Annotated in this window: 21 protein-coding genes; 12 read left to right on the top strand and 9 right to left on the bottom strand. The window is 65.6% G+C overall.

The features are described 5' to 3' along the window. Positions 1–12: 12 nt before the first annotated feature. The 3 genes from CFP68_RS04700 to CFP68_RS04690 form a co-directional block, all read right to left on the bottom strand. Positions 13–678, bottom strand: a complete 666-nt coding sequence (locus tag CFP68_RS04700; RefSeq protein ID WP_099825068.1) for an amino acid ABC transporter permease — start codon at positions 676–678, stop codon at positions 13–15. Between the two features lie 74 nt (positions 679–752). Next, positions 753–1,562, bottom strand: coding sequence for an ABC transporter substrate-binding protein (locus tag CFP68_RS04695; RefSeq protein WP_099825065.1), 810 nt, complete (start codon positions 1,560–1,562; stop codon positions 753–755). Between the two features lie 234 nt (positions 1,563–1,796). Further along, the gene (locus CFP68_RS04690) at positions 1,797–3,314 is read right to left on the bottom strand and encodes an aldehyde dehydrogenase (NADP(+)) (protein ID WP_099825063.1); all 1,518 of its coding nucleotides are present in this window, start codon (positions 3,312–3,314) and stop codon (positions 1,797–1,799) included. Between the two features lie 138 nt (positions 3,315–3,452). On the opposite strand from CFP68_RS04690, the gene CFP68_RS04685 reads away from it, so the two are divergent. Beyond that, positions 3,453–4,484, top strand: a complete 1,032-nt coding sequence (locus tag CFP68_RS04685) for an Ldh family oxidoreductase (protein WP_099825061.1) — start codon at positions 3,453–3,455, stop codon at positions 4,482–4,484. A gap of 63 nt (positions 4,485–4,547) precedes the next feature. Here the strand turns inward: CFP68_RS04685 and CFP68_RS04680 are convergent, their stop codons facing one another. From CFP68_RS04680 to CFP68_RS04665, 4 genes are all read right to left on the bottom strand, one after another. Next, the gene (locus CFP68_RS04680) at positions 4,548–5,492 is read right to left on the bottom strand and encodes a dihydrodipicolinate synthase family protein (RefSeq protein ID WP_099825059.1); all 945 of its coding nucleotides are present in this window, start codon (positions 5,490–5,492) and stop codon (positions 4,548–4,550) included. A 133-nt stretch (positions 5,493–5,625) separates the two neighbouring features. Further along, complete coding sequence (locus CFP68_RS04675; RefSeq protein WP_099825056.1) at positions 5,626–6,336, bottom strand: GntR family transcriptional regulator; 711 nt, start codon at positions 6,334–6,336, stop codon at positions 5,626–5,628. Positions 6,337–6,442: 106 nt separating this feature from the next. Continuing rightward, the gene (locus CFP68_RS04670) at positions 6,443–6,997 is read right to left on the bottom strand and encodes an ActR/PrrA/RegA family redox response regulator transcription factor (protein ID WP_099825358.1); all 555 of its coding nucleotides are present in this window, start codon (positions 6,995–6,997) and stop codon (positions 6,443–6,445) included. A gap of 98 nt (positions 6,998–7,095) precedes the next feature. After that, on the bottom strand, positions 7,096–7,743 hold the full coding sequence (locus tag CFP68_RS04665; RefSeq protein WP_099825054.1) for an SCO family protein: 648 nt from the start codon (positions 7,741–7,743) through the stop codon (positions 7,096–7,098). A gap of 96 nt (positions 7,744–7,839) precedes the next feature. On the opposite strand from CFP68_RS04665, the gene regB reads away from it, so the two are divergent. From regB to trxA, 8 genes are all read left to right on the top strand, one after another. Beyond that, positions 7,840–9,228, top strand: coding sequence for a sensor histidine kinase RegB (gene regB, locus CFP68_RS04660; protein WP_241523949.1), 1,389 nt, complete (start codon positions 7,840–7,842; stop codon positions 9,226–9,228). A gap of 107 nt (positions 9,229–9,335) precedes the next feature. Further along, a complete protein-coding gene (locus CFP68_RS04655; protein WP_099825049.1) occupies positions 9,336–10,955 on the top strand; it encodes a diguanylate cyclase in 1,620 nt (539 codons plus the stop codon). A 66-nt stretch (positions 10,956–11,021) separates the two neighbouring features. Next, positions 11,022–11,513, top strand: a complete 492-nt coding sequence (tsaE, locus tag CFP68_RS04650) for a tRNA (adenosine(37)-N6)-threonylcarbamoyltransferase complex ATPase subunit type 1 TsaE (protein ID WP_099825046.1) — start codon at positions 11,022–11,024, stop codon at positions 11,511–11,513. Next, a complete protein-coding gene (locus CFP68_RS04645) occupies positions 11,513–12,538 on the top strand; it encodes an aminoglycoside phosphotransferase family protein (RefSeq protein ID WP_099825043.1) in 1,026 nt (341 codons plus the stop codon). Before tsaE ends, CFP68_RS04645 begins: the two co-directional genes overlap by 1 nt. Further along, on the top strand, positions 12,514–13,203 hold the full coding sequence (locus CFP68_RS04640) for a nucleotidyltransferase family protein (protein WP_099825041.1): 690 nt from the start codon (positions 12,514–12,516) through the stop codon (positions 13,201–13,203). The genes CFP68_RS04645 and CFP68_RS04640 overlap by 25 nt, the downstream gene beginning before the upstream one ends. Next, on the top strand, positions 13,196–16,150 hold the full coding sequence (gene addB / locus CFP68_RS04635; protein WP_099825038.1) for a double-strand break repair protein AddB: 2,955 nt from the start codon (positions 13,196–13,198) through the stop codon (positions 16,148–16,150). The genes CFP68_RS04640 and addB overlap by 8 nt, the downstream gene beginning before the upstream one ends. Continuing rightward, positions 16,147–19,503 carry a double-strand break repair helicase AddA gene (gene addA, locus CFP68_RS04630; protein WP_099825036.1) on the top strand — a complete coding sequence of 1,119 codons (3,357 nt, stop codon included), beginning with the start codon at positions 16,147–16,149 and terminating at the stop codon, positions 19,501–19,503. Before addB ends, addA begins: the two co-directional genes overlap by 4 nt. Before the next feature lie 59 nt (positions 19,504–19,562). Then, complete coding sequence (trxA, locus tag CFP68_RS04625; RefSeq protein WP_099825034.1) at positions 19,563–19,883, top strand: thioredoxin; 321 nt, start codon at positions 19,563–19,565, stop codon at positions 19,881–19,883. 55 nt (positions 19,884–19,938) lie between these two features. Here the strand turns inward: trxA and CFP68_RS04620 are convergent, their stop codons facing one another. Continuing rightward, on the bottom strand, positions 19,939–20,856 hold the full coding sequence (locus CFP68_RS04620; protein ID WP_099825032.1) for a hypothetical protein: 918 nt from the start codon (positions 20,854–20,856) through the stop codon (positions 19,939–19,941). A gap of 101 nt (positions 20,857–20,957) precedes the next feature. Between CFP68_RS04620 and hslV the strand changes: the two genes are divergently transcribed. From hslV to CFP68_RS04605, 3 genes are all read left to right on the top strand, one after another. Further along, the gene (hslV, locus tag CFP68_RS04615) at positions 20,958–21,515 is read left to right on the top strand and encodes an ATP-dependent protease subunit HslV (RefSeq protein ID WP_099825030.1); all 558 of its coding nucleotides are present in this window, start codon (positions 20,958–20,960) and stop codon (positions 21,513–21,515) included. A 93-nt stretch (positions 21,516–21,608) separates the two neighbouring features. Continuing rightward, entirely contained in the window at positions 21,609–22,919 is a 1,311-nt protein-coding gene (gene hslU, locus CFP68_RS04610; RefSeq protein ID WP_099825028.1) for an ATP-dependent protease ATPase subunit HslU, read from the top strand. 58 nt (positions 22,920–22,977) lie between these two features. Next, positions 22,978–24,222, top strand: a complete 1,245-nt coding sequence (locus CFP68_RS04605; RefSeq protein WP_099825026.1) for an MFS transporter — start codon at positions 22,978–22,980, stop codon at positions 24,220–24,222. Here CFP68_RS04605 and CFP68_RS04600 read toward each other — a convergent pair. Further along, a complete protein-coding gene (locus tag CFP68_RS04600; protein WP_241523948.1) occupies positions 24,184–24,777 on the bottom strand; it encodes a Smr/MutS family protein in 594 nt (197 codons plus the stop codon). The genes CFP68_RS04605 and CFP68_RS04600 overlap by 39 nt on opposite strands. Between the last annotated feature and the right edge of the window lies 1 nt (position 24,778).

The following is a 24,778-nucleotide window of genomic DNA, read 5'->3' as shown; positions in this document are numbered from 1 at the left end:
GCTTTCTCCCCCTCAATACCGGAACAGGCGCCATGCCACGGCGCGGGCGCCCAGCATGACGGCCTTGGTGATCAGATAATAGATGACGGCGGCAAGGGCGAAGAATTCAAACGTCCGGAAGGTGCGGGCGTTCAGATCCTGGGTCACGCCGGTCAAATCCGTGCTCATCCCCACGGTGACGCCCAGCGATGTCATCAGGATGGCCCAGACCATCTGGTTCATGGTCGGCAGGAACGCGATGCGGAACATCTGTGGCATGACGATCAGGCGGAACGCCTTGACCGGCCCCATGCCAAGCGACAATCCGGCCCGTGTCTGGGTCGGCGGAATCGCCCTCAGCGATCCGCGGAAGGTTTCACACAGGTATCCGGCGTTGTTGAACGCGATCCCGGCCAGCAACGCGGTGAACGGGCTGAGGTAGATGCCAAAGGATCCCAGGCCGAAATGCGCCATGTAGATCTGGAACAGGGCGGGCGTGTTGCGTGCCACTTCGACCCACGCGGTCGCGGGTGCGCTGATCCAGCGGTTCTTGGAATTGCGCGCGACGGCCAGGAGAACGGCGATGGTGACGCCGATCAGCATCGACAGGATCGCGATCTGCATGGTGACCAATGCACCGTCCAGCATTTGCGGCAGCGCGCGGAAGGCTTGCCGCCATTGGAAGGTGTAATTGCCCATCAATCTCCCCCGTCATCGCATTTCAGGGAACGGGGGCCAGAACGGCCCCCGCCCGGTGTCATCCCCTGCAGGGATCAGCGATAGACCTTGTCGATGGTCAGGTCGGGTGCGTCGCCGCCGACCCACTTTTCATACAGTTCCTGATACCGGCCGGTGCGCACCTGCTGGTTGATGAACAGGTCCAGATAGTTCAGCAGGCCGTATTCCTGGCGCAGCGCGATCAGGCCGACGTAATCGGGCAGATACGGCGCGTCGCCGGCGATGGTCAGACCCTCGTATTTGCCGCCGGCCACGATGGCCGATGCGACGGTCGAGGTGACGACGGTCGCATCGATCTGGCCCTGCGACAATGCCAGGAACACATCGGCCTGCGACTGATAGGGGCGATAGCTGCCGCCCTTGTCCCACTTCTTGATGTCTTCTTCCAGCGCGATCCCCTCATAGGTGCCCGCGACCGATCCGACAGTGTGTTCGGCCAGCGATTCATAGCCATCGATGCCTGCATCCTCACGCGTCAGCACGACGTTGGTGAAGGCGAAATAGGGGATGGTGAAACCGGCCGTGCGGGCCCGCTCGAGCGTGTCCGAGGTCGAGGCCACACCGACATCGACACGACCCGAAACCAGCGCGGGAATACGATCGGGGAACGGCGTTTCGACGATCTCGGCCTCGACGCCCAGCGCGGCGGCCAGATCGTTGCAGTAATCGACGTCAAAGCCGACCGGGTTGTTGTCGGCATCGCGCGACCCCATCGGCGGAAAGTCCAGGACGACGGCACAGCGCAGCGTGCCCGACGAGACGATATCGTCCAGCTTGTCGGCCATGGCCGGTGCGGCGACGAGGGTAGCGGCGATCAGACCGCCCGCGATATTCGTGATTTTCATTGTTCTCTCCCTAACTTGTTTCCATCGGTCCATAGCCAGCATAGCGGCGAGTCGGAAACACATGGACCCAATAACACATCTTTTGTGATTACAAGAATTTTGCCTGACCCCGGCGCGAAAACCGGAACATCGACTTATTTTCCCGCTATTGACAGTGAAATTGACTGTAATAACAGGAAACGGCGCGCATTTCACAACGCGCCGCCTGATCGCTTTTGATCGGGCCGCGGCCGCTCAGCCGATCGCATCCTCGGGCAACAGCGCCGCCGGCATGTTCTGATAACAGACCGGGCGCAGGAACCGGCGGATGGCCAAGGTGCCGACGCTGGTGGCGCCAAAGTTGGTGCTGGCCGGGTAAGGCCCGCCATGCACCATCGAGTCGACCACTTCGACGCCCGTGGGAAAGCCGTTGACCAGAAGCCGTCCGGCCTTGCGCTCAAGCGTGGGGCGCAGGGCGGCGGCGGTATCCGTGTCGCTGTCATCCATGTGCAGGGTCACGGTCAGCTGCCCCGCCAGTCCGCGCGCGATCTGTTCGATCTCGTCCGCCGACCTCGCCCGCACGACCAACCCAAGCGGCCCGAACACCTCTTCATGGAGCGCGGGATTCGCCAGGAATTGGGTGGCGGTCGTCTCGAACAGCGCGGGGGCGGCGTTTCGGCCGTCGGAGTCACCGACCGTCACGGCCTTCACGGCCGCGTCCTCACCGACCCGCGCGCGCCCGTCACGATAGGCATCGGCAATGCCGTCAGTCAGCATCACCTGGGTCGATACGTCCTGCAACGCTTCGGCTGTCGCGGCGACAAACCGGTCGGCGGCCGGCCCATCCGAAATCACGGCGATACCGGGGTTGGTGCAGAACTGACCGGCGCCCATGGTCAGCGATCCGGCCCATCCCTTGGCGATCTCCTCGGCCCGCGCCTCGGCCGCGTGGGACAGGACGAACATCGGGTTGACCGAGCCCAGCTCACCGAAGAACGGGATCGGCTCGGGGCGGGCGGCGCACAGATCGAACAATGCGCGGCCCCCGGCCAGCGAACCGGTGAAGCCCACGGCCTTGATCAGCGGATGCTGAACCAGCGCCTGGCCGACCTTGCGATCGCCGCCCTGGATCAGGGAGAAGACACCCTTGGGCATGCCACAGCGTTCGACCGCCGCCCGCACCGCTTCGGCGATGATCTCGCCGGTGCCGGGATGGGCGGAATGGCCCTTGACGACCACTGGGCAACCGGCGGCCAGCGCCGCCGCCGTATCACCGCCCGCCGTGGAAAACGCCAGCGGGAAGTTCGACGCGCCGAACACCGCGACCGGGCCGATGGGGCGCTGCACCATCACCATGGCGGGCCGCGGCGCGGGCGCGCGATCGGGTTGCGCCGCATCCTCGCGACGATCCAGATACGCCCCCTTGCGGATATGATCGGCGAACAGGCGCAGCTGGCCCACGGTCCGGCCCCGCTCGCCCTCCAGTCGCCCGCTCGGCAGACCGGATTCCTGGGTTCCGATTTCGGTGACATCGGCGCCCCGGGCGTCGATTTCGTCGGCGATGGCCTCGAGGAACGCGGCGCGGTCTTCGCGTGACGTGGCCGAATAGGCTGCAAAGGCGTCCTCGGCCGCTTCGACCGCGCGGTCGACCAGATCCGGCGTTCCGAGCGAATAGGCGTGCGATGGCCCGTGGGCCGGCGCCGAGTCGAACGTCGCCTCCCCGGCGACCCAATCGCCGGCGATCAGGTGCTTTCCGTGCGGTTTGAATGTCATGCTGGCTTTCCCTCCGTGCTGAACGTGCCCAACCGGCGGATGTCGGTCGTCAATCCGGGCCGGGCCTTGCATCCGTTCCGTGCTGCATACAGTATGTATGCAGATTTGCAAGTTTCACGACCCCAAGGAAGGATCCCCATGACCGACAGAACGATGACCGTGCCTGCGCTGACCGCTCTTGTCACCGAGATCCTCGAGCGTGGCGGCCTGTCGCCCCTGCATGCCGGCGCCCTGGCGCGGGTGATCGCGGCCGGCGAACGCGACGCCTGCAAGTCCCATGGCGTCTATCGCATCGAAGGCTGCCTGCGCACCCTGAAGGCCGGCAAGGTTGTCGCCGACGCGGTCCCCGAGCTGCACGCCGACGACGGTGCCGTGGTGCGGGTCTCGGCCAAGGGTGGCTTTTCCAACGCCGCGTTCGAACTGGGCGTTCCCGCCCTGGCGGACCGCGCGGCGTCGCTTGGCATGGCGGCCCTCGTGATCAACGATTGCACCCATTTCGCGGCGCTCTGGCCCGAGGTCGAGATGCTGACCGACCGTGGCCTGGTCGCGATGGCCATGTGCCCCAGCTATGCCAGCGTCGCGCCGGCCGGCGGCACCAGCGCGCTGTTGGGCACCAACCCGTTTGCGTTCGGCTGGCCCCGGCCCGGCGGCGACCCCTATGTTTTCGACTTCGCCACCAGCGTCGTCGCCCGGGGCGAGATCGAGCTGCACCGCCGCGCCGGCAAGACCCTGCCCGATGGCTGGGCGATCGATGCACAGGGCAACCCGACCAACGATCCCGAAGCGGCCCTGGCCGGAGCCATGCTGCCGTTCGGCGGGCACAAGGGATCGGCCATCGCCACGATGATCGAGCTTCTGGCCGGGGTGATGATCGGCGATCTGACCAGCCCCGAAGCGTTGGAGGCCCTTGGCACCACGGCCCTGGCCCCCGCCCATGGCGAACTGATCCTGGCCTTCGACCCCGCACGGTTCGCCGCCGGGCGGCCCGGCGATCCCATGGCCCGCGCCGAAGCCCTGTTCGAGGTGATCCTGGGCCAGGGCGCGCGCCTGCCGTCGCAACGCCGGTTCGCGGCCCGGGCCAAGGCGCTGTCGGATGGCATCACGCTGAACGCCGACGAAATGGCAATTCTGGACCGCCTGCGCGAAGGCGGTCTGGACGCCGTCAGCTGAACGCAAACCGGCCCTTCCGATGGGAAGGGCCGGTGCAACGCGACGATGGTCCAAACGGATCCGTCAGGCGGCGTTCTTGTCGTTCCAGTCGGCATACCATGTGCGGAACAGCTTGAGCTGCGCCTCGGCATAGCCTTTCTGGCTGTCGCTCAACTGGTCGGTCTCGTTGAAATGCAGCGTGTATTCATCGTGACCATCGACCACCAGCATGTGCTTGTAGAACAGAACCAGGTCGGTCCCTTCGTCATAGGAGGACAGTTCGGCCAGGGCCTGATCCAACTCGCGCGCGCGGGTCCGCGCGACGGCGTCGCCGGCGGCGGCAGCCTGGCAAAGCTCGACAAGGTGCAGCAATTCGCGGGGCAGCACGTTGCCGATTCCGGTGATCGCACCCTGGGCTCCGCAGTTGACGAAGCCGTAATAGGCCGAGGTATCGACGCCGACCATCAGGATGATGTCGTCATTGCCGCTGGTGATATGCTCGGCGGCATAACGCAGGGCGGCGTCACCGCCGAATTCCTTGAACCCGGCCAGGTTCGAATGTTCGGCGCGCAGGGCAAAGAACAGATCGGCGCGCGTCTCGAACCCGTAATGGGGGCTGTTATAGATCACGGCGGGCAGATCGGGGGCCGCCGACAGGATCGCCTTGAAATGGTTGCGCTGCGCCGCGACCGACGTGCCGCGCGACAACAGGCGCGGGATCACCATCAGACCCTCGGCACCGACCTTCTGGGCATGGGCGGCGTGCTCGGCCGCTATCTTCGTGTTCACCGCGCCGGTTCCGACGATCACAGGAACACCGGCATCGACCAGGCGCGCGACGCCTTCCATGCGCTGTTCGTCGGTCAGCAGCGGCCAGTCGCCCATCGACCCGCAATAGACGACCGCGCGCATACCGGCGTCGATCATGCGCTTGCCCATCTTCACCAGCCCGTCGAAATCGGGGCTGCGATCGGGATTGCAGGGGGTCATCAGGGCGGGAATGCAGCCCGAGAAGATGCTGGACGTCATGGAAGTCTCCTTGTGAAGCGCGGATGAAACGGCGGGGAATCGACGTGAGTATACCCTTTGTATTTTATTTGTCGACATAAAATGAGCACAGGTGTTCGTCGCTTCGACCTCGCCACGGTCGGCACAGCCGCGCCTAGATTTCCAGCGAGATGTCGACCCGGCGTTCGGCGGCGATCATGTTGCGCGTCTGCGTCACGATCTGATCGGCATGGGCGCGGGCCAGCCGGTCTGACAGGTCGATGTCGCGCGCTTCGATGGCGGCGATGATCTCTTCATGTTCGACGACATAGCGTTGCGGCAGCTTGTCGTTGAACGACGAATAATAGAGGCGCATCATACGCCGTCCTTCGTCGAGCAGGCGCAGGAACAGGCTTTCGTAATAGGGGTTGCGCGCGGCCGCGGCGATCGCGGCGTGGAAATCGCGGTTCGTGGCGATCATGCCTAGCGCATCCTGACCGTTCACCGCCTGCGCGAACTCGGCCTGTCGGGCGCGGATGGCGGGCAGGTCGTCGGCGCGGTGGTTCTGCGCCGCAAGGCGGGTCGTCACGCGATACATCAGCGTGATCGCATCGAAGAACGCATGCAGGTTCAGCAGGTCGATGTTCGTCACCACGGTCGAGCGGTTCGGCAAGGTCGTCACCAACCCGTCGCCGGCCAGCCGCACCAAGGCCTCGCGGATCGGCGTGCGTGACGTGGACAGGCGTTGTGACAGCTGCACCTCGTCGATGGGGCTGCCGGGGGCCAGCTTCAGGCTCAGGATTTCATCGCGCAGGACGTTATAGACGAACTGCACGCCCGAGCCGCGCTTGCGTTCGGTCGGTTTGCGGGGGGGTGTGGTGGGCATGGCCGCTCCTCATGTCGACACTTAAAATACAAGCGTCGGCAGGAGTTTCAACCGTTTACCACGGCGTGGGCCGTCAAGGCATGCGCCCTGCGGCACCGCCCGGCAATCAGCGCGGTGACCGCTTGGCCAGGATCCGTTGCAGGGTCCGGCGATGCATGTGCAGACGGCGGGCGGTTTCGCTGACGTTGCGGTCGCATTGCTCGTAAACCCGCTGGATATGTTCCCACCGCACCCGGTCGGCGGACATCGGGTTTTCAGGCGGCGGCGGCAGCATCGCGCCGTTTTCCAGAAGCGCCGCCATCACGTCATTGGCATCGGCGGGTTTGGCCAGGTAATCGGTGGCGCCGATCTTGACCGCGGCAACGGCCGTGGCGATGGCCCCATATCCCGTCAGCACGACGATCCGGCTGTCCGGGCGGCGTTCGCGCAGGGTTTCGACGATGTCCAGACCGCTACCGTCTTCCAGACGCAGGTCGACCACCGCATAGGCGGGCGGCCGTGCGGTGGCGATGGCCCGGCCACCGGCGACGGATTCCGCCGTTTCAACCTGAAAGCCGCGCTTTTCCATCGCGCGCGCAAGGCGTTTGACGAAGGCTTCGTCGTCATCCACCAGAAGCAGCGTCTTGTCTGGCCCGATCCCGGGCTCTGCGGTGGATGTCATCGCTGCGGTTCCCAAAGATTTCATATCAAGCATGACAATCAGTTAGGCGCATTTCGTCACAGGTCAAACCCCGATTGTGCCCTCCGTGACGGGTGACGTCACGACGCTGCTTTTATGAAACAGGCGGCGCGATCCGCCACTTCCTGTGCCTCGACCCCCGGACCCAGTGCATTGGGGGCACCACGAAAGAATTCGACGAAGCCGTGTTCGGGCAGCACCAGATAGCTGAACACCGAGTGATCCATCAGGTAATACTCGGGATCGTCGGCATTGCGCTTGGCGAAATAGGTCTTGTAGGTCTGCGACGCCGCCTTGATCTGTTCGGGCGTTCCGGTCAGGCCCAGCATGTCGGGATGCAGATAATCGGTCCATTCGGCCAGCACCTCCGGGGTGTCGCGGGCCGGATCGATCGTGATGAACACCGGCTGCACATCGACGCCTTGTTCGGCCAGGATCTCGACCGCCTCGGCGTTGCGCGCCGCGTCCAGCGGGCAGACATCGGGGCAGAAGGTATACCCGAAATAGATCAGCGATGGCTTGGTTATCACGTCGGCGTCCGTCACCGTCTCGCCGGTTTCCGAAACAAGGGTGAAGGATCCGCCGATCGCGGCGGTGCCACCGGCCACGCTGCTTTCGCGGCAGTTGGCGAAAATGTCGCCCCGCGGCGCGACCGCAACATAATACCACAGCCCACCGAGCATGGCGAGAATCGCGACAACGGCGGCGATTGCATAAATTTTAAGCATGGGTGGCCTTCTCCTTGCATCCGTGGCGCATTGATCCCCTCAATGCGCCCTACTTACAAGGGCGCCAACCCGCACATTTCCGACAGAAGGCCACCGGTGGACCACGCAACACCCTCAGCATTGACCAAGCCACGCAGATCAAACTGGGTGCGGCTGCGCACCCTCGTCTTTTTGCGGTCCATCGCGGTGGTGGGGCAAATGGTCGCAATCCTGCTGGGGGCCTATGCCTTCGGTCTGAAACTGGAACTGGGCTGGTGTTTTCTGGCGGTGGGCGCGGCGGTGCTGTCGAACCTCGTGCCGCGGTTCATCTTTCCCGAAAACAAGCGTCTGTCGGCACAGGAAATGCAGATCCTGCTGCTGTTCGACATTTCGCAGCTGACGTGGCTGCTGTTCCTGACCGGAGGGCTGAACAATCCCTTTGCCCTGCTGATCCTTGCACCGGTCACGATCTCGGCGACGACGCTGGAACGGGGCCCGAACATCGTGATCGCGGTCGTGGCGATGGTGGCGATGACCCTGGTCGGGGTGGTGCATCTGCCGCTGGTCACCCATGCCGGATACGAGATGCAGCTGCCCCGCCTTTTCATCTTCGGTTTCTGGGTGGCGCTGATGATCGGTATCGTGTTCCTGTCGGCCTATGCCCGGCGCGTGACGTCCGAGGTGAATGCCATGGGCGATGCGCTGGCCGCGACGCAGATGGCATTGGCGCGCGAACAGAAGCTGACCGATCTGGGCGGCGTCGTGGCCGCAACCGCCCATGAACTGGGCACACCCCTGGCGACGATCAAGCTGGTGGCGTCCGAACTGCTGGACGAGCTGGAAAACAGCGACCTGAGGGCCGACGCCGTGCTGATCGGGCAACAGGCCGACCGGTGCCGCGACATCCTGCGTTCGATGGGGCGGGTCGGAAAGGACGATCTTCAGGTGCGGACCGCACCGATTTCATCGATCGTCGAGGAAGCGGCCGAACCGCACCGCGACCGGGGGCGCACCGTCCTGTTCGATGTGGCGGCCCGACCCGGGGCCAATGCGCGCCAGCCGGAAATCGAACGCCGCCCCGAGATCATCCACGGGTTGCGCAACCTGGTTCAGAATGCCGTCGACTTCGCGCGCGAAACCGTCTGGATCGACGTCCGGTGGAGCGACACGCAGATCTTCGTGCGCATTGCCGACGACGGGCCCGGATACCCGGCCAGCGTTCTGCCCCGGCTGGGCGATCCGTTCCTGCGACGGCGCGGTGGCGAAACGCCCGCCAACCCGCGCCCCCATTACGAGGGAATGGGTCTGGGCATGTTCATCGCCAAGACGCTGCTCGAGCGATCGGGGGCCGAGCTGAGCTTTGCCAACGGCTCGGACACCGTCGCCGGCGGACAGCACCGACCCGAGCGGCGCGGCGCAATCGTCGAAACCGTGTGGAACCGCGCCGACATCGACACCACCGGTCCCGACGCCCGGCCCGCGCTTGGATCCAACCGATTGTTCTGATTCGCAAAGTGTCGCGAAATCCACGGTCGCGGCGGTGGGCCGCACGGTTAACGTTCGGTTAACCTTTGCCCGCTCTGGTTGCACAGGGACAAGGGAATATAGATGAAATGGTGTTCGATTCGTTTGCCGGCGTCAGCATCACCGCCGCCGTGGCCGGATGCATCGCACTCGCGGCGTTGTGGATAACGGGCGGGTTGGAGCGGCGGCTGAACGGGCGCGACGCCGCGCGCGCCGGTCAGGAACCGCGGCGCGCCGTCATGATCCTGGATGGGGACGCGGTGGTCGACATGTCCGCGGCGGCCCGTGAAATCCTGAACCTTGCGCCGGGCCGGGTCGGTGACCGCGGTGCGCTGATCCGGCTTTTGTCGGTGCGCTTTCCCGATATAGGATCGCTGCTGAACGGCGTCGCAAGCCGTGAACAGATCCATATCTTCTCGCGCGACAGGTCCGAAATCGCCACCGCGACGCGGCACGACAGGCGCATCCGGCTGACCCTGACCCCGGCCGAGGATCCCGATGACATGATCCGTATCGATCGGCCGACCATGGCCGCGATACAGGATGAACTGACGACATTGCGCACCACGACCGACAAGATTCCCGTGCTGGTCTGGCGGCAGGATCAGACCGGCGACATCCTGTGGAGCAATCGCGCCTATCTTGATACCTGTGCCGCGCGCGCCCCGGATTGGTTGCCCGGAACATGGCCGATCCCGCGTCTGTTCGACGTGCCCGATGCGGCCCTGCGCCCCGATCGCAACGGGTCGGCCGCCCCCCGCGTCAGCCTGGGCGATCCCGATGATCCCGATCGCACCTGGTTTCATCTCAGCGTCAGCGAGTTGGACAACCGCGATCGCCTGATCGCCGCCATGGATGTCAATTCCGTGGTCGAAGCCGAAAACTCCCTGCGCAGCGTTGTCCAGAGCCTGTCCAAGACCTTTGCCGACCTGCCCATCGGCCTTGCCGTCTTTACCCGTGACCGCCGCCTGACGCTGTTCAACCCGGCGCTTGTCGATCTGACGACCATCGCGCCCGAAAAGCTGATGACCCGGCCCTCGATCTTCGGCTTTTTCGATGAGTTGCGGACGCTTCAGATGATGCCCGAGCCCAAGAACTATGCCAGTTGGCGCGACCAGATCACCGACCTCGAGGCATCGGCCAGCGACGGCAATTACGAGGAGACCTGGCACCTGCCCTTCGGGCGAACGTTCCGGGTCACCGGCCGGCCGCAGATCGGTGGCGCTTTGGCCCTGCTGTTCGAGGATATCAGCACCGAAATCGGCACCACCCGGCGTCTGCGTGGCGAATTGGAAACCAGCCAGAGCGTGATCGACGCCTTTACCGATGCCGTGGCCGTGTTCTCGCGCACCGGCGTTCTGATCACGTCGAACAAGGCCTATGACGCGCTGTGGTCGCGCAACAGCCGCGAGGGGCTGGACGATCTCGACATTTCCCAGGCCGTGGCGGGATGGGCAAAGGCGACCGCCCCCACCCCCATGTGGCACCGTGTCGAAACCTATGTCACGACGCCCGACCGCCGCGACCCGTGGGGTGCCGATGCCCGGCTGGAGGACGGTCGCGGGCTCAGCTGCATGTGTCGCCAGATCGCGGGCGGCGCCACGATGGTGACTTTCGCGGTGCAGACCGCCGGCGACACGCATCTGCGTCCGGCACCGACAGGCCCGAACAACACAGGCGAGGCACGGCGCGCCGGCGCCCGGTTCTAGGCCCGCGCCGCCGCCTTTGGCGCGATCCGTCTTGCGGGGCCGTGCCACGCTGCTAAGACTGCCGCCATGACGGTTTATCCCATCGCCCGGATCGACACCCTCGATCCCCAACAGACGGCCGATCTGGCCGTGGTGCTGGCCCGACATTTGCGCGCGGGCGACACCTTGCTGCTGGACGGGCCCATCGGGGCGGGCAAGACGCACTTCGCCCGGGCGTTGATCCGCGCGGCGCAGGGGCCGGACGGCGACAAGGACATCCCGTCGCCCACCTTTACACTGGTCCAGACCTATCAGACGCCCACATGCGACATCTGGCACGCCGACCTTTATCGGCTGACCGACGTGCAGGAGGTGATGGAGCTGGGGCTGGACGACGCGTTCGAAAGCGCGATCTGCCTGATCGAATGGCCCGACCGCCTGGGCGATCTGGCGCCCGCGGCCGCGCTCCGCCTGACGCTGACGGTGCAAGGCGACACCGCCCGCCAGATCGTGATCGAGGGCGCGGCCGACTGGTCAGCGCGCCTGGCCAGCGTCCTGCCACGCCCGAAGATTTCGTGATGGCCGACCGCGCCAAGCTGCTTCGCACGTTCCTGGCCGACACCGGCCGCGCCGGCTGGGCGCGCAGCCCGCTGGCCGGGGACGCGTCGAACCGCCGTTACGACCGGTTGCGCGATCCCGTGACCGGCAGGAGCGAGGTGTTGATGGACGCCCCCCCGGCAACGGGCGAGGACGTGACACCGTTCATCACCATCGCCCGCCATCTGCGTGCGCTGGGGCTTGCGGCGCCGGAAATCATCGCGGACGATCCCGAGAACGGTTTCCTGCTTATCGAGGATTTCGGCGATGCCGTCTTTGCCCGTGTGCTCGACACCGATCCCGCGCTTGAAACCGAATTGTATCGTCACGCGGCCGATGTGCTGCTGAAACTGCACCGCCATCCGCCGCCGCCTGGCCTTCCGCGGTTTGCCATCCCGATGGAGGTGGACTTCCTGACCATCGCCCATGCCTGGTATCGCCCCGGCGCCACCGGCCACCTGCCCGACAGCGCGGCCAAGGTTGCCGACCTGATGAACCGCGCCCTGGCAGATCATGCCGACGATCAAAGCGTCATGATCCTGCGGGACTTTCACGCCGAAAACCTGATCTGGCAGCCCCAGCGCGCAGGCACCGACCGTGTCGGGCTGCTGGATTTTCAGGATGCCATGGCCGGGTATCCGGCCTATGATCTGATTTCGCTGTTGGCCGACGCGCGGCGCGACGTGGCGCCTGCCACCCGTGCCGCGACGATCGCGTATTTCATCGACCGATCGGGCACCGATCCCGACGCGTTCCGCACCGCGTTGGCGGTGCTGGGCGCCCAGCGCAACCTGCGGATTCTCGGGGTGTTCGCGCGGCTGTGCCTGTGCCATGGCAAGGCGCGGTATGTCGATCTGCTGCCCCGCGTCTGGGGGCACCTGATGGCCGATCTGGAGCATCCCACGCTGGCGGACCTGAAGACGCAGGTGCTGGCCGACCTGCCCCCGCCCGATGCCCCCCACCGACAGGAGTTGAAGGCACGATGCGCCACCGTCCCGATGCCGTGATGATCTTTGCCGCCGGGTTCGGCACCCGTATGGCGCCGCTGACCGATACACGGCCCAAACCTCTGATCGAGGTCGCGGGCCGCGCCCTGATCGACCGGGCGCGCGATCTGGCGACCGATGCCGGGCTGCACCGGCAGGTCGTGAACCTTCACTATCTCGGCGCAATGCTTGCAGATCATCTGGTCAGCACCGGCGTCGCCCTGTCGTGGGAGCGTGACGCGATCCTGGACACCGGGGGCGGATTGCGCGCCGCCCTGCCCCATCTGGGCGACGCACCGGTGGCAACCCTGAACCCAGATGCGGTCTGGACCGGGCCAAACCCGTTGACGGCCCTGCTGGACGCGTGGCACCCCGACACCATGGATGGCCTGCTGATGACGATTCCCGCCGCCCGGGCGACAGGGCGCAGCGGCGGCGGTGATTTCACGCTGACCGAGTCGGGTCACCTGACGCGCGGCGGCGATCACGTCTATTGCGGCGCGCAGATCGTCAAGACCGAACGTCTGGCCGAGATTCCCGATCACGCCTTCTCGCTCAACCGGTTGTGGAACCTGTTTGCCGACGACGGTCGCCTATTTGGCCTGACACACCCCGGCGGGTGGTGCGACGTGGGCCATCCCGCGGGCATCACGCTGGCCGAAACCATGTTGGCGCGCGATGTTTGAACCGTCCGACGATCCGCGCGTCTTCGCGCTGCCCCCTGGCGCGGACTTTCCCGCCGAACTCTGCGCCGGTCTGATCGCGCGCTGTGGCACCGGCGATCCCGCCGCCTTGGCGCGCGTGCAGGTGTTCGTGAACACCGCGCGCATGGCCCGGCGGATCAAGGCGATCTTTGCCGAACATCACACGCTGCTTTTGCCCCGGATCCGGCTGGTGACCGATCTGGACATCTTCGCCGACACCGTCGCGACCGAACCGCCCCTGCCCCCGCTGCGCCGGCGTCTGGAACTGGCGAAGCTGATCGCCGGACTGCTGGAACGGGATCGCACGCTGGCCCCCCGCGCCGCCACCTTCGATCTGGCCGACAGCCTGACCGACCTTTTCGACGAGATGCAGGTCGAAGGCGTGTCACCCGATGCGCTGGCCGGTCTGGATGTCACCGATCAATCCGGCCATTGGGCGCGCAGCCTGTCCTTCGTGCGGATCGTTGCCGATTACCTTGCCCGCGACACGGCGCAAACCCCCGCCGCCCGCGCCCGCGCCGCGACCGAGGCGCTGGTTGCGCGGTGGCAGACCGAGCCGCCCGACACACCGATCATCGTCGCCGGATCCACCGGATCGCGTGGCACCACCGCGCTGTTCATGGAAGCGGTCGCCCGCCTGCCCCAGGGCGCCGTCATATTGCCCGGTTTCGACTTCGACCAACCCGCCCATGTCTGGGACCGGCTGGACGACGCGCTGACCTCGGAAGATCATCCGCAATACCGGTTCGCGCGCATGGTTCAGGCGCTGTCGCTGACCCCCGACCGGGTGCAACGCTGGACCGCCGCCGATCCGGCGCGGGGGCGCAACACCGTGATGTCGCTGGCCCTGCGCCCCGCGCCGGTGACCGATCAATGGATGCGCGAAGGTCCCGATTTGGGCGATCTTGTGCCGCTTACCCGCGAAATCACCCTGATCGAAGCGGATTCACCCCGGCACGAGGCATTGGCCATCGCCCTGCGTCTGCGCCAGGCGGCCGAGGATGGTCAGACCGCCGCCCTGATCACCCCCGACCGGATGCTGACGCGGCAGGTGACGGCGGCACTGGACCGCTGGTCGCTGATCCCCGACGACAGCGCCGGTCGCCCGCTGGCCCTGTCGGCGCCGGGCCGCTTCCTGCGTCACATCGCGGATCTCTTCGGTGAACGCCTGACACCCGAGGCGCTGCTGACCCTGCTGAAACACCCGATCACCAACACCGGCAGCCGCGAACGCGGCCCTCATCTGCGGCTGACCCGCGAGCTGGAGCTGTGGATGCGCCGCAACGGTCCGCCGTTCCTGAACGCCGACGTGCTGATGGCATGGGCCGGCGGGCAGAAAGACACCGGCGCGTTGTCTTGGGCCGGGTGGCTTTCGCGCTGTCTGACCCCGCTGGGCGATATCGGCAGCTCCGCCCTGCCCGATCTTGTTGAACGGCTCTGCACCACCGCCGAAACCCTGTCGCGCGGCCCCGATCCGACGTCCGATGGCGAGTTGTGGCTGAAAGAGGCCGGCGCGGCGGCCAAGGCACAGATGACGGCCCTTAAGGCCGAGGCCGACGCCGGCGGCACCCTGACGCCGGGCGAGTTTCAGCGCCTGATCCTGTCGATCCTGAACGATTCCGAAGTGCGCGAACCCGTATCCGCCCACCCCGGCATCATGATCTGGGGCACGCTCGAGGCGCGGGTGCAGGGCGCCGACCTGGTGATCCTGGGGGGGCTGAACGACGGAACGTGGCCGCAGACCCCGACGCCCGATCCGTGGCTGAACCGGCCGCTGCGCCAGCAGGCCGGCCTGCTGCTGCCCGAACGGCGCGTCGGCCTGTCGGCGCACGATTTCCAACAGGCCGCCGCCGCACCCCATGTCGTGCTGTCACGCGCGCGCCGCGACGCCGAGGCGGAAACCGTGCCGTCCCGCTGGGTCAACCGCCTGACCAACCTGCTGAACGGCCTGCCCGGCACCAACGGCCCCGAGGCGCTGGCCGCCATGCGCGCACGCGGGGCGCGCTGGAGCGACATGGCCCGCGCGCTGGATGCGGATTATCAACCTGTCACCCCCGCCCGGCGGCCAGCCCCGCGCCCGCCGCGCGACGCGCGGCCAAAACAGCTTTCGGTGACGCAGATCAAGACGCTGATCCGCGACCCCTATGCGATCTATGCGCGCCATGTCCTGCGTTTGCGCGCGCTCGATCCGCTGCACCCCGAACCCGACGCGCCCCTGCGCGGCACCGTGTTGCACGAGGTGTTCGAACATTTCGTGCGCGACGTGCCCGACCCCGCCGCGCCCGACGCCAGGGCGCGGCTGCTGGCCATCGCCGACGAAACCCTTGCCAAGGGCGTGCCCTGGCCGGCCTCGCGGCGGATCTGGGCGGCCAAGCTGGCGCGCGTGATCGACTGGTTCCTGAGCACGGAACGCGACCGGCGGCGCGAGGCGACCCCCCTGGCGCTGGAGGATTTCGCGCGCTTCCCCGTTCCCGGCACCGACTTCACCCTGACCGGCAAGGCCGATCGGATCGACCGGCGCACTGACGGGCGGCTGGTGATCTATGACTACAAGACCGGAACCCCCCCGAAAGCCGCCGAGATGACGTATTTCGACAAGCAACTGCTGCTGGAAGCGGCCATGGCCGAAGCGGGCGCCTTCCCCCGGATTCCGCGCGCCACGGTTGCCGAAGTCGCCTATATCGGACTGGGCAGCACGCCGGTGTTCGATCCCTTGGCGCTGCGCGACGCCGAAGCCGAACATCCTTTGGATCCCGACCGGACCATTCTTGAGTTGCGCCGCCTGCTCGACAGCTATGACCGGCGCACGCAGGGCTATGCCAGCCGGCGGGCCATGCACAAGACGTGGAACGATGGCGATTATGACCACCTCGCGCGGTTCGGCGAATGGGACGACAGCGATCCCATAACCCCGGAGGACGTCGGATGACCGCCCCAAACGAGGCGACCGCACGCCAGATCCAGGCCGCGACCCCCGGTGTATCCACTTGGCTGTCGGCCAACGCCGGATCGGGCAAGACGCGGGTGCTGACCGACAGGGTGGCGCGCTTGCTGTTGGATGGCACGTCGCCGCAGAACATCCTGTGCCTGACCTATACCAAGGCGGCCGCATCCGAGATGCAGAACCGCCTGTTCAAACGGCTGGGCGCCTGGGCGATGACCCCCGACGACATCCTGCGCGGCGAATTGGCTGAACTGGGCGTCACCGGCACCATCGACGCGCGCCGCCTGACCCTGGCGCGGACGCTGTTCGCGCGGGCCATTGAAACCCCCGGCGGTCTGAAAATCCAGACGATCCATTCGTTCTGTGCCTCGCTGTTGCGGCGGTTCCCGCTGGAGGCGGGGGTATCGCCGCAATTCACCGAGATGGACGACCGCGCCGCCGACCTTCTGGTCTCCGAAATCGTCGAGGAGATGGCCGAGACGCTGGCGCCGGAAAAATTCGATGCGCTCGCGCGGTTCTTTACCGGCGACGACGCCTCGTTCGGCGCACTGGTCAAGGAAATGACAAGCCACCGCGACCGGTTCTTCCCGCCGCGCGACCGCGACACGATCTGTGCCGCCTTCGACATTCCCCCGGACCTGAGTGCGCAAGACATCATCGGATCGGCCCTTCTGGGCAACGAAGCCGATCTGATCGCCAAACTTCTACCGCATCTGCGGGCCGGATCGAAGATGGACATCGGCGCGGCCGAGAACCTGGCAACGCTCGACATCACCCAGCCGACGCTGCAAACGCTCGCCGCGCTGGAAGGCATCCTGTTGACCGGCGCCGGCGCGAAACAGCCGTTTTCGGCCAAGATCGGCACGTTTCCGACCAAGGGCACGCAAAAGAACATCCCCGATATGCTGCCGCATCTGGATGCGCTGATGCTGCGGATCGAAGACGCGCGGCCCCGCCGGCTGGCCCTGCAGGCGGTGGAAAAATCTTGTGCGCTGCATGACTTTGCCGCGGTGTTCCTGCCGCTGTATGAAGCGCGGAAACTGGCCAAGGGTTGGCTGGATTTCGAGGATCTGATCCTGAAAGCGCGCGACCTGATGACCGATCCGGCGGTGGCGGAATGGGTGCTGTTCCGGCTGGACGGCGGCATCGACCATATCCTGGTGGACGAGGCGCAGGATACCTCGCCCGCGCAATGGCAGGTTGTCGAACGCCTGGCCCAGGAATTTGCCGCCGGCGATGGCATCCGCGCCGCCGCCGACCGGTCGCTGTTCGTCGTGGGCGATCTGAAACAGTCGATTTATTCGTTCCAAGGCGCCGATCCCGAGAGCTTTGAGCGGATGTTCAACCATTTCCGTGATCGCCTGGCCGATACCGCCCCCCTGCAACGGCTGGAGCTGCAGTATTCGTTCCGATCCTCCGCCGCGATCCTGCGCGCGGTCGATACCGTGTTCGGCGGCACGGGAGCCGAGCCGCTGAACATGGAGGCCAGCCACCGCGCGTTCCACGACGCCCTGCCCGGGCGGGTGGACCTGTGGCCGGTTCTGGAAAACGAACCCGCGCCCGAGGACACCGAATGGTTCGATCCGGTGGATCGCCAATCGCCCAACGCAGCGCCGGTTGTGCTGGCCCAGCGAATCGCCGGTGAAATCAGGCGGCTGATCGATGAGAAAGAGACTATTCCGGCCCAGGATGGCACCCGCCGCCCCGTGACCGAGGGCGATTTCCTGATCCTCGTGCAAGGACGCAAGACCGCGCTGTTCAGTGAAATCATCCGTGCCTGCAAGCAGGCCGGCCTTGCCATCGCGGGGGCAGACCGGCTGAAACTGGGTGGTGAACTGGCCGTCCGGGATCTGCGCGCGCTGCTGGCGTTCCTTGCCACGCCGGAAGACGATCTGTCGCTGGCCTGCGCCCTGCGATCGCCCCTGTTCGGCTGGAGCGAGGGCGCGCTTTACGATCTGGCCGCGGGGCGCGATACGCCCTATCTCTGGACCGCGCTGCGCAACCGCCGCGGAGATTTCCCCGAAACCCTGACGATGATCGACGCGCTGCGCCGCGAGGCGGATTTCCTGCGGCCCTATGACCTTCTGGACCGGATCCTGTTGCGCCACGGCGGGCGCAACCGCCTGCTGGCGCGGCTGGGGGACGAGGCGCAGGATGGTCTGGACGAACTGCTGAATCAGGCGCTGGCCTATGAACGCATGGACGTGCCGTCGCTGACCGGCTTCCTGACCTGGCTGGATGTCGGCGATGTCGAGGTGAAACGTCAATCCGACAGCGCCGGAAACCGCATTCGGGTGATGACAGTGCATGGCGCCAAGGGCCTGGAAGCGCCCATCGTGATCCTGCCCGACACGCTGCGCACGAAAAAGGACATCCGCCAACAGATTTTTCCCGAAGACGGGATCGGCGTGCTGTGGCGCACGGCCAAGACCGAATCGCCGCCGTTGATCGAAGGCGTGAAGGCCGATCTGGTCGCCCGCGACGATGCCGAACGCGCCCGACTGCTGTATGTGGCGATGACGCGGGCGGAAACCTGGCTGATCGTGTGCGGTGCCGGGAAGCCGATGAAGAACACGTGGTATGCCAACGTCGAAGACGCGATGGCACAGCTGCCCTGCGAGACGGTCGAATTTCCCACGGGTGCGGGCCTGCGGCTCAGCCATGGTGATTGGGCGGGCGGAGAGGCGATGGCGCACCCCCCCACGCAGGCGGTGAAGGCCGATCTTCCCGACTGGATCGCACGGCACGCGCCCGTGCCGGCCGAACCGCGCCCCATCCTGCGCCCATCGGATCTGGGCGGGGCCAAGGCCCTGCCGGGTGACAACGGCGGTCTGACCGAAGATCAGGCAATGGCCCGCGGCACGGCGCTGCACCTGCTGTTGGAAAAGCTGCCCGGCCATCCGCCCGACACCTGGCCCGATCTGGCCACCGGTCTTGTCGGTGCGGATGCCGCGGCCCTGCTGCCCGAGGTTACCCGCGTCCTTGCGGCGCCGGACCTGGCGTTCCTGTTCCAGCCCGACGGGCTGAGCGAGGTCGACATCGCCGCCGCCCTGCCCGCATCGCCGGAAACGCGCATGTTCGGCACCATCGACCGGTTGCTGATCGGTGACGACCGCGTGCTTGCCGTCGATTTCAAATCCAACGTGGTCGTTCCCGATACCGCCGACGCGGTGCCCGACGGGGTGCTGCGCCAGATGGCGCTGTATCACGCGGCGTTGGGCCAAGTTTTCCCCGGAAAAACCATCGAAACAGCGATCCTGTGGACCGCGATCGCCCGTTTCATGCCCCTGCCCGACGACATCCTGCGCGACGCGCTGCAAAGGGTCGCGTCACCTTGACGGGCCATCGGCGGCTGCTTAGGTTCGCTGTCTGACATTCAAACGCCAGGAGAAAACCCATGGCCACCGTTGCCGTATCCGACGATACCTTCGACACCGAAGTGAAACAGTCCGACATCCCCGTGATCGTCGACTTCTGGGCCGAATGGTGCGGCCCCTGCAAGCAGATCGGCCCGGCCCTGGAAGAGCTGAGCGAGGAATACGCCGGTCGCGTCAAGATCGTGAAGGTCAACGTCGATGAAAACCCCAATTCCCCCGCCCAGATGGGCGTGCGCGGCATTCCGGCCCTGTTCATGTTCAAGAACGGCGAAGTCGTGTCCAACAAGGTCGGCGCGGCCCCCAAATCGGCGCTGGAAAGCTGGATCAAGGAAGAGATCTGATTTTCCGATACCACGTATTCTGAAACCGGGCGCCCAAGCGGCGCCCGTTTTCGTTTCAGAACATCCAGCCGCGTCGCCGCATCATGGCCAGGATCTGCGTCTCGGCATCTTCGGCCCCCGCGTTGATCGTCGTTTCCTTCAGGAACCATAGAAGATAGGCGGCGTAATCGGGCCGGTGATCGGGCAGACGGGCGAACGCCTCGGCCACGCCCAGGTCGGCGATGTTCAACGCGACGTGGTGAAAATCGATCCGCGCGAACAGCACCGCGGGCTTGTCCAACAGGAACCCCGCCAGCGCCACCGACGAATTCTGCGTCACGACGCAATCGCACCCGATCAGCAGGTCCTGCATCGGCGCGTCGGACAATGTCAGACGTGGGTTGGCGGCCACCAGGGCGTCCAATGCCTCGTGTTCCGGCAAAGAATATATCTCTTTCGGGTGAAGGGCGGCGATCACCGAGCGGTTGCCGCTGTGGGCCAATGTCTCGCCCAGCATGTCCAGCGGCGACATCGTCTGGAAACTGCGATGCTCCAGCAGCCGCCCCTGCAGCGGGACATAGACGAAATCGCCCCGAACGGCCCCCCTCCCCGCCTTTCCGAAGCGGCCGTGACGTTGCCGGTTGCGAAACCGGATCGCATGGTCCGCATCCATCGCGGCGGCATCGAAGGGCTGTCCGGCAATCTCCCACTCCCACCGCTTTGCCGATCTTTCGATCCGCCAGAACGGATAGAAATACGCCAGCCGCGTCGTCAGCGACCGCGCGTGAAACGGATCGTCCATGTGGAACAGCGCATAGCCGGGAAGGCCCGCCGACATCATCCGCGCGCCATCGGTATTGCGGCACAATTTCACCTGCATCCCGCGCGTTTCCACCGCCGCGCGCAACCGGTTGGTGTAATTGTGATCGCCCGCTTCGGCACGGGCCAGAAGCGCGTCGTCGTAATACAGGCGAAGCAGGCGGGCGGGGTCCATGGTGACGCAATCTAACCCCGATCCGGCGTTTCATGCCACGGGAAACGGTTGGCAATCGGCGCGCCCACCGCCATATCGGTGCGGAATGATGGAGAGAGCATATGGACAAGCAGGATTTTCCCGGCTGGCACGGCACAACGATCATCGGTGTGCGCAAGGGTGGCAAGGTCGTGATCGCCGGCGACGGACAGGTGTCGCTGGGACAGACAGTGATCAAGGGCACGGCCAGGAAAGTGCGCCGCCTGAACCCGGGCGGTCACGAGATCGTCGCAGGCTTTGCCGGATCGACCGCCGATGCCTTCGCGCTGCTGGAACGCCTGGAAGCCAAGCTTGAGGCGTCGCCGGGACAATTGCAGCGCGCGGCGGTCGAACTGGCCAAGGACTGGCGCACCGACAAATACCTGCAAAAGCTGGAAGCGATGCTGATCGTCAGCGACGGCGCCGACCTCTATGTGATCACCGGCGCGGGCGATGTTCTGGAACCCGAACACGACGTCACCGCCATCGGATCCGGCGGCAATTATGCCCTGGCCGCCGGGCGCGCCCTGATGGACAGCGACATGGACGCCGAGGCGATCGCCCGCCGCGCCATGGCGATCGCATCCGACATCTGCGTCTATACCAACGGCAACCTGACCGTGGAAACCATCGCCCGCTAGATCAGGCGTATTGGCGGCGCCCGCCAGCCACGTGGCTTGCGCGTGGCGCAACATTGCCTACCTGTTTCCGGACCGAATACAGAAAGAACCGACATGACCGACCTGACCCCGCGTGAAATCGTCAGCGAACTGGACCGTTTCATCATCGGCCAGAAGGACGCCAAGCGCGCCGTCGCCGTCGCCCTGCGCAACCGCTGGCGGCGCAAGCAGTTGGGCGCCGATCTGCGCGAGGAGGTTTATCCCAAGAACATCCTGATGATCGGCCCCACCGGCGTCGGCAAGACCGAGATTTCGCGCCGTCTGGCGAAACTGGCCCGCGCGCCGTTCCTCAAGGTCGAGGCGACGAAGTTCACCGAAGTCGGCTATGTCGGGCGCGATGTCGAACAGATCGTGCGCGATCTGGTGGAATCCGCCATCACCATGACCCGCGAGCATATGCGCGACGACGTGAAGGCGCGGGCGCAGGCGAACGCCGAAAATCGGGTGCTGGAAGCCATCGCCGGCGATGGTGCGCGCGAACAGACGCGCGAGATGTTCCGCAAGAAGCTGCGCGCGGGCGAGCTGGACGATACCGTGATCGAACTGGAAATCGCCGATACCTCGAACCCTCTGGGCGGGATGGACATTCCGGGGATGCCGCCGGGTCAGTCGGGTGGGATGATGAACCTGGGCGATCTGTTCGGCAAGGCGTTCAAGGGGCGCACCGTCAAGAAGAAGCTGCGCGTCGCCGACAGCTATGACGTGCTTTTGGGCGAAGAGGCCGACAAGTTGCTGGATGACGAGATCGTCAACAAGGCCGCGCTGGAAGCGGTGCAGGAAAACGGCATCGTTTTCCTGGACGAGATCGACAAGGTCTGCGCGAGGAAGGACGCCCGCGGCGGCGATGTGTCGCGCGAAGGGGTGCAGCGCGATCTGTTGCCGCTGATCGAAGGGACAACCGTATCGACAAAGTACGGACCGGTGAAAACCGATCACATCCTGTTCATCGCGTCCGGCGCGTTCCACATCGCCAAACCGTCCGACCTGTTGCCTGAATTGCAGGGGCGTCTGCCGATCCGCGTCGAATTGCGCCCGCTGACCGAAGACGACTTCGTGCGCATCCTGACCGAAACCGACAACGCGCTGACGCTGCAATATACCGCGCTGATGAAAACCGAAGAAGTCACCGTGACCTTCACCGAAGACGGGATTCACGCCCTGGCGAAGATCGCGTTCGAGGTGAACGAAAGCGTCGAGAACATCGGCGCGCGTCGCCTTTACACGATCATGGAACGGGTGTTCGAGGAATTGTCGTTCAACGCACCGGACAGGGGCGGCGAGGAAGTGACCGTCGACGGCGATTTCGTCGAAGCCAACCTCGGCGAGCTGTCGCGTTCGGTGGACATGAGCCGTTATGTGCTCTGACACCGAAACCCGCTGAAATCGGTCTTTCCTTCCGCCGCGGAACGCGGGACAGAGGGGCATGGAGTTTGTGCGTTTCATCCGCGACAACGCGCCGTTTCTGGCGGCGGGTGTGTTGTTGTCGTTCACGTCCAGCTATGGGCAGACGTTTTTCATCTCGCTGTTTGCTGGTGAAATCCGCGGTGAATTCGGCATCTCAAACGGCGAATGGGGCCTGATCTATACCGTCGGCACGACGATGTCGGCGGTGGCGATGATCTGGGCCGGGCTGCTGACCGATCGGTTCCGGGTGCGCCATCTGAGCGTGGCCGTCTGTTGCCTGCTGGCGTTGTCCTGTGTGGCCATGGCCAGCGTTCAAGGCGCGGCCCTTCTGGCCGTCGTCATCTTCGCGCTGCGGTTTACCGGCCAGGGAATGCTGAGCCAGCTTAGCATCGTCGCCATGGCGCGGTGGTTCCAGGCGACGCGGGGTCGGGCGCTTTCCGTGTCTTCGATGGGCTTTGCCACCGGGCAGGCAATCCTGCCGATCATCTTTGTGGCGTTGCTGTCAGTGGTCGACTGGCGCCTGCTCTGGGTTCTGGCGGCCGGGCTTGTCCTGTTGGCGATCCCCGTGCTTTACCGATTGCTCAGGGCCGAACGCACGCCACAATCCATCGCCCAGTCCAGCGATGCGACGGGAATGGGCGATCACCACTGGACCAGGCGCGAGATGCTGCATCACTGGCTGTTCTGGGCGATGATCCCGTTGCTTCTGGGGCCGCCCGCCTGGGGCACGGCGCTGTTTTTCCACCAGGTGCACCTGACCGAGTTGAAGGGATGGGCACTGGTGGATTTCGTGGCGTTGCTGCCGCTGTTCACGGCCACATCGGTTTTCACGATCTTCGCATCGGGGGTCCTGGTCGACCGGTTCGGCACACCGCGCCTGATGCAGCTTTACCTGCTGCCATTCGCCTGCGCCTTCGTGATCCTGTCAAACGCAGAAACGCTGGTGGGGGCCGCCGCGGGAATGATGACCTTCGGGATCGCGACCGGCGCCCAAGTCACGATTCCGGCGGCATTCTGGGCCGAGTTCTATGGCACCCGCCACATCGGCGCGATCAAGGCGATGGCAGCGGCAGTGATGGTCTTCGGCTCCGCCGTCGGGCCGGGCATCACCGGGGCGTTGATCGATTTCGGTTATGACTTTCCCTCGCAGATGATCGCCATCGCTGTCTATTTTCTGGCCGGCGGGGCCGTGGCGACGTTCGCCATTCAGAAGGCCAGGCCGGGGTTACCGATTGCGCCGCAGGTAGACGTAAAAGGCGCCTGAGCCGCCATGGCTCTGGTGCGCCTCGCTGACCTGCAGGACGATGGGCCCCAGCATCGGGGAACGCAGCCAGATCGGCACCTGATGCTTGAGGATCCCCTGGCGCACCGGCATCGGTCCGTAATCGTCGCGCCGCTTGCCCTTGCCGGTGATCACCAGCACCAGCCGCTTGCCCGCGGCATGGGCCGACATGATGAACCCCGTCAGCCGCGGATGCGCCTGGTCCAACGTCATCCCGTGCAGATCGATGCGCCCCTCGACCGAGAGCTTTCCACGCTTCATTCGGGTGAACGCCTTGTGGTCCATCGCCACCGGCTGTTGCGCCGGACGTTGCACCATCGCCGGCACCGATCTGGCGGGCGATGGTGCATCGCGGTTGCGTTCACCGATCTGGAACGGGGCGATCGGCGGTCGGGGCTGAACCGCCTTGGGCGGCACGGTTTCCGCAAGAGGGGCCGCTTCCGGCCGGGTCGGGCGGCGCGTCGTCTTGCCGACGACACGATACCACAGATCCTGTTCCTCGGCGCTCAGACGGCGGGGTTCCTTGCGGCGCACCACG

Origin of the sequence: Oceaniglobus indicus (genome assembly GCF_002751875.1) — a bacterium.
Lineage (GTDB): Bacteria > Pseudomonadota > Alphaproteobacteria > Rhodobacterales > Rhodobacteraceae > Oceaniglobus > Oceaniglobus indicus.
The sequence above is the reverse complement of the archived record's forward strand: the minus strand, read 5'-3'. Positions and strand labels throughout refer to the sequence as shown.